We start from the raw sequence: 12,372 nt of genomic DNA, 5'->3' as shown, positions 1-12,372 counted from the left end.
GGCTCAGCCCCTCCTCTCTCGGCGGGCACGGCGGTTGCGCAGCCTGGGGTTGGTGATCTCGTCGACCGCGTAGTTGACCAGCGCGATGGCGAAGGCGACGAGGGCGATGCACAGTCCGGAGGGGACGAAGGCCCACCATGCGCCGGTCATCAGCGCGCCGTCGTTGCTGGCCCAGTACAGGTTGGTGCCCCAGCTGACGACGCTGCTGTCGCCGAGGCCGAGGAACTCCAGGCCGGCCTGGGCGCCGATGCCGAAGATCACGCAGCCGAGCAGCGTGGTCATCACCACGGACGCCATGTTGGGCAGGATCTCGCGGAACATGATCCGCAGGGGGCGTTCTCCGGTGACGACGGCGGCGGCCACGAAGTCCTTGCCGCGGATCGACTTGGCCTGCGCGCGCAGGACACGGGCCGAGCCCGCCCAGCCGGTGACGACGAGGACCAGGATCACGGTGGAGGTCCCGGGCGGCAGGAACGCGGCCAGGATGATGAGCAGCGGGAGGCCGGGCAGCAGCAGGAAGATGTTGGTGACCAGGGTCAGCGCGTCGTCGACGACGCGGTCGAAGTACGCGGACGCCAAGCCGACGACGATGGCGACCGCGGTTGCCACGAGCCCCACGGTGAACCCTACGAAGAGGGAGCTGCGCGCACCCCACAGGGTGAGGGCGAGTACATCCTGTCCCTTGGCGGTCGTACCGAGCCAGTGTGCGGCCGAGGGGGTCTGGCTGCCCGTGGAGTTGATGAGCGACGGGTCACCCGGGACGAGGACGGGAGCGAGCAGGGCAAGGAGCGCGAAGAGGGCGAGCAGGATCAGCCCGGCCAGTGCCTTCCTGCTGTCGATGAGCTGGCGCAGCAGTCCGCGCCGACGGGAAGCACGTGCGGGGGCCGTCGGCGTGGTGGCCGTGGCGATTTCGATGGCGGTCATGTCGGCAGCCTCCTCAGCGGACGCGGACGCGCGGGTCGAGGCGGACGTAGACGAGGTCGACGAGGAAGTTCGCGATCAGTACCGCCGCCGTGATCGTCAGGAAGATGCCCTGCATCAGTGGGTAGTCCAGGCCCTGGACGGCCATCAGCAGCTGGTAGCCGATGCCGGGGTAGGCGAACACGACCTCGGTGAGCAGGGCGCCGCCGACGACGAAGCCGAGGGCCATGCCGAAGTTGGTGACGGAGGGCAGCATCGCGTTGCGAGCGGCGTAGCGGAACATGATCCGTGAGGGGCTGAGCCCCTTGGCCTCGGCCATGGTGATGTAGTCCTCGGCCGTTGTGGCGATCATGGTGTTGCGCATGCCGAGCATCCAGCCGCCGATGGAGACCAGCACGATGGTCAGCGCGGGCAGCACCAGGTGGGAGGCGACGTTGGAGAGGAACTCGCCGTTGAAGCCGGGGGTCAGTCCGACGTCGTAGGCGTGCCGCATGGGGAACCAGCCCAGGCTCACCCCGAACAGGTACAGCGCGCCCATGGCCAGCCAGAAGTACGGGAACGAGCCGACGAAGATCAGCAGAGGCGGGAAGGCGGAGTCGAGGACGCCGCCGCGCCGCCAGGCGGCGACGATGCCGAGCAGGTTGCCGAGCACGGCGGCGATGACGAGCGCGACGCCACCGAGGAGCAGGGTCCAGCCGATCTGCGAGCCGATCACGTCGGAGACCGGGGTGGGGAAGCGGGAGATGGAGATGCCGAGGTCGCCGGTGAAGACGCTCTTGACGTAGGAGACGTACTGCTCCCAGAGGGGGCGGTTGTCGAGGCCGAAGAGTTTCCGCAGCTGGGCTATCTGGTCGGGCTGCATGGTGCCCTGGGCCTGCGCGAACATCCGGGAGACCGGGTCGCCCGGCATGAAGCGCGGGAGAACGAAGTTCAGGGTGATGGAGGCCCAGAAGGCGAGCAGATAGAACCCCAGGTTGCGCAGGATGAGACGCACGGGTCGTGCTCCCTGTCGGTGGGGGGTGAACGTGTGGCTCGGTGCGCGGGGGCGGCCGTCCGGGGAGGAGGGCGGCCGCCGGTCCGCGGGCGGCGTCAGCTCTTGACGGGCTTCAGCGAGGTGAGCACGAGGACCGTGCTGCCGTTGCGGTTGCCGAGGGTGGCGTACGGGTTCTTCTCGGTGGGCCAGCCGGTGAAGCGGGCGTCCGTGTACGCGCCCCACTCGGGGCCGGTGAACAGCGGGACGACGGGTGCGTCCTTGTTGTACAGCTCTTGCAGACCGTTCATCTGCTCGCGCTGCGTCTTCTCGTCCGTGGCGGCGGCGAAGGCGTCGATGAGTTCGTCGGCCTTCTTGTCGCCGAAGCGGTGGTAGTTCTCGGTGGCCTGCTTGCCGACCGGCTGCACCATCTTGGTCGACATCACGCCGCGGAAGTACTCGTACGGGGTGGCGCCGTTGTTGCTCCACACGATGCCGGTGTCGAAGGTGCCGGTGTTGTACGACGACGAGACCGCCGACCAGTCGGGCGTCTTCACGGTGGCGGTGATGCCGACCTTCGCCAGGTCCTGCTTGATGATGTTGGCGACCGAGATCCAGTCGGAGGAGGCGGAGCCGACGGAGATGTCGAGGGTGAAGTTCTTGCCGTTCTTCAGCTTCCGCTTGCCGCCGCTCTCCTTGTAGCCGGCCGCGTCGAGGGCCTTGGCCGCCGCGTCGGTGTCGGACTTCGTCCAGGTGCAGGAGGCTGCCAGCGATGTGTCGCGCCACTTGTCGTACGTGCGGGCCAGGCCCGTGCAGTCGGCGGGTTCGGCGTAGCCGTTCATCGCGACCTTGGTGATCTGGTCACGGTCGACGGCCATGCTGAGCGCCTTGCGCACGGCCGGATCGTTGAACGGCGCCTTGGTGGTGTTCAGCTGCCAGTTGATCATGGCGCCGGTGGCCGGGAACCAGTAGTGGTTGTGCTTCTTGTCCTTGGCGACGAAGGACTTCTCGATGTCCGGGATGAACGACTGGGTCCAGTCCACCTCGCCGTTGGTGAAGGCGATGTTGGCGCTGTCGTTGCCGGAGAAGGCAAGCATCTGGATGCCGGCGATCTGCTGCTTCGCGGGCTGCCAGTAGTCGGGGTTCTTCCGCAGCTCGTACGACTGGCTCTGGAACTTCTCGATCTTGGTGTACGGGCCGGTGCCGACCGGGTTCGGGTTGGTGAACTTCGCCGGGTCCTTCACTTTGGACCAGATGTGCTTCGGCAGGATGTAGTGCCCGCTGATCTCGTAGAACGCGGTCGAGAACGCCTTGTTGAAGGAGAACTTCACCGTGTGGGCGTCGACCGCGGTGACCTTGTCGAGGTAGTCGAAGCCGCCGAGCACCTTCTTCTGGAGCTCGAAGGTGTAGACGACGTCGTCGGCGGTGAGCGACTGGCCGTCCGACCACTTGACGCCGTCGCGCAGCGTGAAGGTGAGGGACTTGCCGTCCTTGGCCTGCTCCCACTTGGTGGCCAGCCACGGCGTGTCCTTGGCGTCGGCCATGCTGTGCACCGCCAGCGGCTCGTAGACCGACTGGAGGGTCATGGGGGCGGCCTGCGGCGAGAGTGGGTTGAAGTTGCGCGTGAACGTCGCCAGATCCTCGCGCGGGATGGTGAGCAGCTGGTTGCCAGAAGTGTCACCGGCGCCGGCGGCGCCCGAGCCACCCGTACAGGCGGACAGGACCAGGGCCGCGGCGGCGGTCGCGGTGACCGCTCTCAGGACGGCTCGTGGCCGCCGTGAAGGTATGCGGGAGGGTGCCATAATGGAGACTCTTTTCCTCTCTTCAACACACAGGGCGAAGACGGGATGGGATTCCTCGGCGGGCTGATTAGTGGTCAGACCGACGAGCGTTCGAGCAGCGGGCAGTCGATCGTCACCCGGTGGGTGTCGAGCGGCTGCCCTGCTGCGAGGGCGGCGAGCATGTCGACGCCCTTGGTGCCCATGGCCTCGAAGGGCAGGGCGAGCGTCGTCAGCTTCGGCCGCAGATAGGCGGCGATGAGTTCCTGGTTGTCGAACCCCACCACGGCCACGTCGTGCGGGATGCGCAGCCCACGTTCCTTGATCGCGTCGTACGCGCCCATCGCCATGCGGTCGTTTCCGCAGAACAGCGCGGTCGGCCGGTCGCCGGCCGGGCGGTCCAGCAGTTCGCAGGCGGCGGTATAGGCGCTGTCGGCGGTCGCCCAGCCAGGGAGAACGAGGGAGGGGTCGGGGGTGATCCCGGCCTCGCGCAGGGCGCGTTCGTACCCCTCGCGCCTGCCGATGGCGGCCGGGATGGCCGGGTCGAGGTTGATGAACCCGATGCGGGTGTGACCGGCGTCCAGGAGCCGGCGGGTCGCCTTGTATCCGCCCGACACCTCGTCGGGCAGGATGCACGGCAGCTCCCCTTCGGCGTCGTAGCAGTTGACGAGCACCGTCGGCACCTCCCGGGCGGCCTTGGGGAGCGTGACGGCGCGGTGCCAGGTCGTGGCGTACAGGAGCCCTTCCACGCGGTGCTCCAGCATCTGGTCGAGCGCGGCGGCCTCCTGGGCGGGGTCGCCCTCGCTCGCGGCGATCAGCAGGAACCTCCGGTCACCCCAGGCGCGGCTCTGCGCGCCCGTGATCAACTCCCCCGCGAAGGGACCGGTCACGATCTCGGTGATCAGCCCGAACCACCCGCTGCGGTTCGCGGCCAACGCCCGCGCCCCGGCGTTGGGCCGGTAGCCGAGCTCGTCGATCGCCTCCAGGATCCGCCGACGGGTCTCCTCGGGGATGGCGGCGCCGGGCTTGTCGTTGAGGACGAAGGAGACGGTGGTCCGCGAGACACCCGCGTAGAGCGCCACATCGCTCATGGTCACGCGATGCGTCTTGTTCGTGGCCACTTCCAGTCCCTTTCGGCCGTCCGGAGGTGAGACAGCACCTCCGGTTTCGCGCTTTAATAACGCGCGTTACTTCCGTGTGGCAGGGAAGTTACGTGCGTCTTGAGCGGCATGTCAATACCTGCGCATGGGTCGCATCAGGCCACCGGCCCGGTGCCCTTCGCCCCCCGCTCTTCCCGAGAGAGGCAAGCAACCACCATGGCCCGACCCCAGGCCCCCAGCAGCGTCACCGTCCTCGGCGAGTGCGTCGCCGACGGCTTCACCGACCCCGCCCGGTCCAGCTCAGATGAACTCGCGCTGCGCGCCCTGCCCGGTGGCGGCCCCGCCAACACCGCCGTCGCCCTCGCCCGCCTCGGCACCCCCACCCGCTTCCTCGGGCGCTTCTCCACGGATGTCTTCGGCACCCTCTTCCGTGCCCGCCTCAGTGCCTCCGGCGTCGACCTGACCGGCAGCGTGACCGCCGCCCCCGAGCCCAGCACCCTCGCCGTCGCCGACCTCGACGACTCCGGCCAGGCCACCTACACGTTCTATGCCGACAGCGCCGCCGACTGGCAGTGGACCGACGACGAACTCGCCGGCGCCCGGCTGGACGATGCGGCCTGCCTGCACACCGGCTCTCTGGCGCTGATACAGCAGCCCGGCGGCAGCCGCATCGAGGACAATCTCGCCAGGGCGCGCGAGCACGTCACCGTGTCCATCGACCCCAACGTCCGGACCCAGCTCGTACCGCCCTCCGTCTACCGCGAACGGCTTCCCCGCTGGTGCGCCCTCGCCGACATCCTTCGCCTCAGCGAGGACGACCTCGCGCTGCTGCTTCCCGGTGCCGACCCCGAGGAGGCGTGCGACACCTGGCATGCCGCTGGCGCGCGCCTCGTCGTCATCACCTTGGGCGGGCGCGGCGCCCTTGCCTCCCTCGACGGCCTGCGGGTCACCGTCCCAGCCCCGGCCGTGGACGTTGTGGACACCGTCGGCGCCGGGGACTCCTTCACCGCGGGCCTGCTCCACCGCCTCGCCGCCCTCGGACACCTTGGCGGGCGACTCGACGCACTGAGCCTCGAGGACGTCACCGACTCCTGCTCCTTCGCCGCTCGCGTGGCCGCCGTGACCTGTTCCGTCCACGGCGCGAACCCGCCCTGGGTGGACGAAGCGGCGATGGAGGCCGGCGTGGAGCAGCTCCTGCCGCATGCCTGAACGTGGCATGCCCGTTCCCGCAGACAGGACTGCGGGAACGGACGTCGAATCCACACCCGCGGCGGGCATGAGGAACGCGCTGGCGAAGTCGTTCGCCTGACGTTCGGCGTCCGGGCCGGTGCAGAGGCGCTCGCCACTGCCGTGCATGACCAGGTGGCCCAGTTCGTGGGCGGCGTCGAACCTGCCGCGCTCGACGGTCTTCATCGTGTTCAGGAAGACGAACGGGACGCTGCCCCGCCATACCGCGAAGGCGTCCACCTCCAGTGAATCCGGTGGGAGGGAGAAGACCCGGACGCCGTGGGCTTCGAGCAGGTGCACCATGTTCGGCGCCGGTGCGTTTCCGAGTTCCCATCGGGTACGGACCATCTCGGCGGCCGTCTCCGGGTCGGGTTTGCCGAGTGAGGGCAGGTCGGGGGCGGGCAGTTGGAAACGCTCGTCGATCCACTCATAACCGTGCGGAGACAAGTTTCGGTACAGGGAAAAGGGGCCGAGGTGCCCCACCGCGCGTCCGCGTGGCTACGCGGGCCAACCAGCGCCGCCAGGCGTGAGTGAGGGCCGCCGACACGCTTCGGCGGCGTCGGCGGTCGGTCAGTGGATCCGGCGTCGTGTCGAGCAGTCGCGGCTCAGCCGCGTGGCCCCGCGCCGTGCAGGAGTGTGTCGATGACGAGTGCGGCCAGCGCGTCCGGGTCCTGCGCGGCTGGATCCTGGTCGGCGCCCGGCCTGTCGAGGGCTTCGCTCAGGAGGGCGTAATACACCTGCCGCGTCCAGTCCAGGTCCGCGTCCGGGGCGAGGAGTCCCTCGTTCTGCGCTCGCGCGAGGAGTTCGAGGGTGTAGGTGTCGATCTCTTCCCAGATGGCGGCTGCGGCGCTGGTATGGGGCGTGGCGTGACTGAGGGTGAAGCGCCAGGTGCCCTTGACCCGCAGGACGTTCGCGGTCACGCGGTACAGGGCCACGAGCGCGGGGGCGGAGTCGGGCCGGGCTTCCCCGATGGCATCGAGGAGCTGCTGCTTCGCGGAGACGGCGAGCGCCTCCAGCAGCGCCTGCCGATTCGCGAACCGGCGGTGCACCGTGATCCTGGTCAGCCCCGCTGCCTCGGCGATCTGCTCCATGGAGGCACCGGCGTCGTCGGCGAGGACCCGCTCGGCCGCCTCCAAAATCGCACGCACACTGCGCTCGGCATCTGCCCGCAGCGGTCGGCCCATAGCGGTCTCCCTGTCTCGTTCGCTTCCGTCCCCACGTAGAGGATACGTGAACGCTACGGGTATCCCGATAACTGATTCTTTCCCGCCGCGCATGCGCCTCTATCTGATACATAGATGATACATATTGGAGTTTGCGCCGCACCGCCCGACAGGCGACGACTCGACGAAGTCGCCGGTCAGGCAACGCTTTCGCCCTCCACGCCGGCGCCCACTCGACAGGTGCGTCGCGACAGCGGCCGGAAGCCGGCGGCACCGGCTCGCGCAGCCCACGATGTCGGCGCACGACAGATTCACCACTCACCACTCCGGGGCAAACCCTCCGGTCACGACCCGCGCAATTGTCATGCTCTCGACGCTTCGAGCCCGACCCGACGGCGGCTGTCGTCGTGATCCAAGGGAGCGGACTGATTCACCCTGGCGGATGACGCAGTCGAGCGCCCGGGACGACTCCCGACGACATTGCCGATCCCTAGCTTCAGCACATGTCGATCATGCGGGAGTCTCTTCGCCGCCCCCGGCTCACCGGCGTCGTCGCTCCCAGTTCCCCCACCCTCGCGCAGTCCGTGACCTCTGGTCTGCATCCAAGCGGGAGGTCCCCGGACCCGTTGGGGCTTTCACATGCGTACGGGGGCGAGCCCGGTTCGACGAAGTCGCCGGGTCAGGAATAGCCCCGACTCCCGTGCGCCCGCAGAGCATTCACGGAGCGCACGGCAGGTTCAACGCGCCGGGGAGATCTCCGGCCCGACTCAAGGAATTGGCATGTCCTCAAACACTCGAGGTACCCGTATCTCCCGGCGGACCGCGGTGGCGCTGGCCAGTATGTCCGTCGTCGCGGCTGTCGTCGTCACGGCACCGAGCATGGCCAATGCCGTGAGCGGCAGCTCCGGCGGCACGCGGCACTCGGCCACCCAGGCGCAGAACGCGGAAAGGGCCAGCACCGCCCCCAACCTGCGCGTCAAGGCCGCCAACGGCGTCACCTACCAGTACCGCCGCTTCGGCCACCCCAGCGGGGGCAGCGTGCCGCTGGTCTTCTTCCAGCACTTCCGCGGCACTCTCGACAGCTGGGACCCCAAGCTCATCGACACCATCGCCGCCAAGCGTGAGGTCATCCTCGTGGACAACGTCGGTGTCGGCGGCTCCACCGGCACCACCGCCAGCACCGTCCAGCAGATGGCCCTGGACGCCATCGACTTCATCGACGCCCTCAAGCTGCCCCGCTACGACGTGTTCGGATTCTCCCTCGGCGGCGAGGTCGCCCAGGAGGTCGCCCTGCGCCGCCCCTGGCAGGTCCGCCGTGTGGTCCTGGCCGCCACCGGCCCCCAGGGCGGAGTGGACCAGCGCGCATCCGACCCGAACATCCTGCGTCGGACCCTGAAGGACACCCCGGGCCCCGAGGACTACCTTTTCCTCTTCTTCAAGAACACCGCCTCCAGCCAGGCCGCGGGAGGCGAGTTCCTCCAGCGCCTCGGGCAGCGCATCACTGACCCCGACGCCCCCTCCAGCCTCGCCACCCGCGACCGCCAGCTCACCGCGTGGTCCGAGTGGGGCATCCCCGACAAGTCCAAGCTGGTGCGCCTGAACGCCCTCTTCCAGCCGACTCTGGTCGCCGACGGCGAGAGCGACATCCTGATGCCCGCCAAGAACTCCCACCTGTTGGCCAAGTACCTCCCCAACGCGCAACTGCACATTTACCCGGACGCCGGTCACGGCTTCCTCTACCAGTACGCCGTCAAGTTCGGCACCGAGGTGAACGCCTTCCTCGACCGCTGACAGCCCCTCCCTCTGAGACGGTCGCCGGCGCCGACAGGAGCGGTGACCGCAGACCGGCCTCATGCCCGATGCCCCGCCGGAGCCGAGCCCGGCGGGGCATCGCCGTGCATCGGGCCGCCGACCTGGTCCATCCGGAGGGCAGCAGCGGGGCGGGCACCGACACAGAGGCATGCCTCCCACAGTGCCCGAGCGGGCGCTCCTCGGGTGCGGTGCGGGCGCTCCGGGGGAGGACCCGCTGACGTCGTGACCCTCCGTAAGAGATACGTGAACGCTACGGATGTCTTTTTAATTGATGCTGTCATGTTGCCTTTGAATGAGAAGTTGATACATTGGTGAAACCGATTGGAGGTTGCGGCGACGGCGACGGACCTCGGCATGACGGGCGTCCGCGTCCGACGCCGCGACCCCCACACCCCCGTAAAGACGAAGCAGTCCATGAGTCAGGAGCCCACAATGGCGACAACACGTCCGGTAGCCCTCGTGACGGGTGCGTCCTCCGGCATCGGCAAGGCGGCCGCCCTCGCGCTGGTGGCGGCGGGCCACGAGGTGGTCGGCACCAGCCGCAACACCGCGCAGGTCACCCCCCTCAAGGGCGTGACCTTCCTCGACCTCGACGTGACCAGCGACGCTTCGGTGACCGCCGCGGTCGGCGAGGTGATCGACCGCTTCGGGCGGATCGACGTCCTGGTCAACAACGCCGGCATCGGCTCGGCGGGCGCCGCCGAGGAAAGCTCCGCCGCACAGGCCCAGGGCCTCTTCGACATCAACGTCTTCGGCGTCATCCGCATGACCAACGCCGTCCTGCCACACATGCGCGCCCAGCGCAGCGGACGGATCATCAACATCTCGTCCATCGTCGGCTTCATGCCGCAGCCTTACATGGCGGTCTACGCCGCCTCCAAGCACGCCGTCGAGGGCTACTCGGAGTCCGTCGACCACGAACTCCGCGAGTACGGCGTGCGCTCCCTGCTCGTCGAACCCGCCTGGACCAACACCGCGTTCGACGCCGCCAGCGTGCGACCCGACCAGCCCCTGGACGTCTACGCCAAGCAGCGCCACGTCTTCGAGGAGTACATGGCCGGCGCGGTCAAGGACGGCGACGACCCCGCCGTCGTCGCCAAGGAGATCGTCGCGGCGGCGACCGACGCCAAGCCGAAGCTGCGCTACACCGCCGGCGCCATGACCGGGCGCGTGCGCACCATGCGCCGCATCGTGCCTTCCCGCATGTTCGATCAGCAGCTGCGCAAGCTCAACCGCCTGCCCGCCTGACCACTCCCACAAGACCGTCATGAAACGCAGCGACAGGAAAGCGAAGCCCGCCATGAGCACCTATCTGGCAGACGCGGCGAAGGACCTCACCGTGGAAGGCCCCTCCACGACGTTCACTTACCGGCGCGTCGGCCCCCGGGGCGGCATCCCGCTGGTCCTGCTGAACCGGGTCCGCGGGACCCTCGACTGGTGGGACCCGGAGTTCCTGGACCACCTCGCCGCCGCCCACGACGTGATCGTGTTCGACAACGTCGGCACCGGCTACACCACCGGCACCCCACGCGACTCCGTCGAGGGACTCGCCGACGGCACCGTCGAGTTCATCGAGGCCCTCGGCCTCACGCAGGTCGACCTGCTCGGCTGGACCCTGGGCGGCACCGTCGCCCAGCACATCGCCCGCACCCGGCCCCACCTGGTCCGCAAGCTGGTCGTGGCGGCCGCCAACCCCGGCGGGACGGTGCCCGGTGCTCCCGACCCGGACCCGAAGGTGCGGGCCACCATGACCAAGCCCGAGGTCACCGGGGACGACCTGGTGTTCCTCTTCTTCCCCGACACGGACACCGGGCGCGCCGCCGGGTACGCACACCTCGCCCGGGTCGCCACCCGGCTGGCCACCGGACGCCCCGACGTGTCCGAGGCGGCGGCCATGGGCCAGATCGCCGCGATCCAGAAGGATGCGTCGATCCCCTTCGAGCAGGTGCGCGCGGACCTGGCGACCATCCGGCAGCCGGTCCTGTACGCCACCGGCATCAAGGACGCGATGATCCCCGCCCTGGCGTCCTACACCGCTGTCCAGTACGTCCCCGACGCCACCCTCGTCGCCTACAGCGACGCCGGGCACGCCTTCCTCTTCCAGCACGCCAAGGACTTCGCCCGCCAGGTGAGCGCCTTCCTCGCCGACTGACGGTTCACACGGACACCGGCCCCACAGGAGGCACGACAAAGTCGGGACGCCTCCCGCACTGAGGAGAGTCATCGTGCAGGTGACCAGCGACCCGGCGCGCCGGGAGGTCACGCCGCTGGAGCTGTTCTTCGACCTGGTCTACGTCTTCGCGATCGGCCAGTTGTCGCACCGGCTCCTCGTACATCCCACCTGGACCGGCGCCGCCCAGGCGCTCGTGCTCTACCTCGCCGTCTATGCGGCGTGGGCGTACACCACCTGGGCGGTCACCCTCGTCCCGGCCGAGAACCCGCGGACCAGGCGGATGCTGCTGGGGGTCATGCTCGCGGGGCTGTTCATGAACGCCGCGATCCCACGAGCCTTCGGCGACGCCGGCTGGGTCTTCGTCGCCACCTTCCTGCTCATTCACATCGGCCGGACCGTATGGCTGCTGACCGTCGGCCTCGACCGGGTCAACCAGGAACATTTCATCCGCGTCCTGGTCTGGTTCGTCGCGGCCGCACCTCTGTGGCTGATCGGCGCGGCGGTCGACGGCGGCGCGCGGCTGACCTGGTGGGCCGCCGCCATCCTGATCGAGCTGGCGGGCACCTGGGCGGCGCATCCACTGCCCGGCCGCAGGCTGGACTCCCGAGAGGTCGCCTTCGCCGGCGGCCACCTGCTGGAACGCGGCCGACTGTTCATGATCATCGCGTTCGGCGAGACGATCATGACGACCGGCACCGCGCTCACCACGGCGCCGTACGCGCCGATGACGTTGCTGACCAGCAGTGTGGCGCTCACCGGAACGGTCGCGTTGTTCTGGCTGTTCTTCAGTCGCTCCGAACACGTCGTCCGCCACTACGAGCGGACCGAGGACCCCATCAGGGCCGGGCGCAGCGGCGTCCTCAGTCTCATGGCCTCCGTCGCCGGGATCATCGCCGCCGCCGCGGGCGACGAACGGGTCATCGCACCTCCGGTGGAGCACGCCGGCATCACCACCAACCTGCTCCTCTTCGGCGGGCCGGCCCTCTACATCGGGGCGCAGACCTGGCACGGGGCGGCCCTGTTCGACGCACTGAGCCCGGCACGGCTGATCACGCTGTCCGCCCTGGTCGTCGGATGCGCGGTCACGACAGCGGTGCCGGCCTGGCTGTCGGCCGTCGTCGCCGCCGCAATCGTCGTCGCGCTGGCCGTGTTCGAAGACCGCCATCAGCCGGGGAGGGCGCGTGCGAAGCCGATCCCACCGCGCTGACCTCCACCGATGCGCTTGCTC

The 12,372-nt window shown here is 69.0% G+C and carries 10 protein-coding genes and 1 pseudogene; 5 read left to right on the top strand and 6 right to left on the bottom strand.

From position 1 onward, the window contains the following. Positions 1 to 3: 3 nt before the first annotated feature. From OHS71_RS27840 to OHS71_RS27825, 4 genes are all read right to left on the bottom strand, one after another. Positions 4 to 924 (bottom strand): ABC transporter permease, encoded by a 921-nt coding sequence (locus OHS71_RS27840; RefSeq protein ID WP_328482055.1) that lies wholly within the window; start codon positions 922 to 924, stop codon positions 4 to 6. Between the two features lie 13 nt (positions 925 to 937). After that, on the bottom strand, positions 938 to 1,915 hold the full coding sequence (locus OHS71_RS27835) for an ABC transporter permease (protein ID WP_328482054.1): 978 nt from the start codon (positions 1,913 to 1,915) through the stop codon (positions 938 to 940). A 95-nt stretch (positions 1,916 to 2,010) separates the two neighbouring features. After that, positions 2,011 to 3,693, bottom strand: coding sequence for an ABC transporter substrate-binding protein (locus OHS71_RS27830; RefSeq protein ID WP_328482053.1), 1,683 nt, complete (start codon positions 3,691 to 3,693; stop codon positions 2,011 to 2,013). 74 nt (positions 3,694 to 3,767) lie between these two features. Further along, positions 3,768 to 4,790 carry a LacI family DNA-binding transcriptional regulator gene (locus OHS71_RS27825; protein ID WP_328482052.1) on the bottom strand — a complete coding sequence of 341 codons (1,023 nt, stop codon included), beginning with the start codon at positions 4,788 to 4,790 and terminating at the stop codon, positions 3,768 to 3,770. A 195-nt stretch (positions 4,791 to 4,985) separates the two neighbouring features. Here OHS71_RS27825 and OHS71_RS27820 point away from each other — a divergent pair, with 195 nt between their 5' ends. Next, positions 4,986 to 5,978 carry a carbohydrate kinase family protein gene (locus OHS71_RS27820; protein WP_328482051.1) on the top strand — a complete coding sequence of 331 codons (993 nt, stop codon included), beginning with the start codon at positions 4,986 to 4,988 and terminating at the stop codon, positions 5,976 to 5,978. Positions 5,979 to 6,047: 69 nt separating this feature from the next. On the opposite strand, the pseudogene OHS71_RS27815 reads toward OHS71_RS27820, so the two are convergent. Both OHS71_RS27815 and OHS71_RS27810 read right to left on the bottom strand, forming a co-directional pair. Beyond that, a pseudogene (locus tag OHS71_RS27815) lies at positions 6,048 to 6,299 on the bottom strand (ImmA/IrrE family metallo-endopeptidase); the annotation flags it as partial. A 302-nt stretch (positions 6,300 to 6,601) separates the two neighbouring features. Next, complete coding sequence (locus OHS71_RS27810; protein WP_328482050.1) at positions 6,602 to 7,180, bottom strand: TetR/AcrR family transcriptional regulator; 579 nt, start codon at positions 7,178 to 7,180, stop codon at positions 6,602 to 6,604. A gap of 759 nt (positions 7,181 to 7,939) precedes the next feature. On the opposite strand from OHS71_RS27810, the gene OHS71_RS27805 reads away from it, so the two are divergent. The 4 genes from OHS71_RS27805 (at position 7,940) to OHS71_RS27790 (ending at position 12,351) form a co-directional block, all read left to right on the top strand. Then, on the top strand, positions 7,940 to 8,950 hold the full coding sequence (locus OHS71_RS27805) for an alpha/beta fold hydrolase (protein ID WP_328482049.1): 1,011 nt from the start codon (positions 7,940 to 7,942) through the stop codon (positions 8,948 to 8,950). Positions 8,951 to 9,403: 453 nt separating this feature from the next. Further along, positions 9,404 to 10,219, top strand: a complete 816-nt coding sequence (locus OHS71_RS27800) for an oxidoreductase (RefSeq protein WP_328482048.1) — start codon at positions 9,404 to 9,406, stop codon at positions 10,217 to 10,219. A 52-nt stretch (positions 10,220 to 10,271) separates the two neighbouring features. Then, positions 10,272 to 11,123: an alpha/beta fold hydrolase gene (locus OHS71_RS27795; protein ID WP_328482047.1), complete on the top strand. Its 852-nt coding sequence runs from the start codon at positions 10,272 to 10,274 to the stop codon at positions 11,121 to 11,123. 73 nt (positions 11,124 to 11,196) lie between these two features. Next, a complete protein-coding gene (locus OHS71_RS27790) occupies positions 11,197 to 12,351 on the top strand; it encodes a low temperature requirement protein A (RefSeq protein ID WP_328482046.1) in 1,155 nt (384 codons plus the stop codon). Positions 12,352 to 12,372: the final 21 nt, after the last annotated feature.

Origin of the sequence: Streptomyces sp. NBC_00377 (assembly GCF_036075115.1) — a bacterium.
Lineage (GTDB): Bacteria > Actinomycetota > Actinomycetes > Streptomycetales > Streptomycetaceae > Streptomyces.
This window is presented reverse-complemented; position numbering and strand designations above follow the sequence as displayed.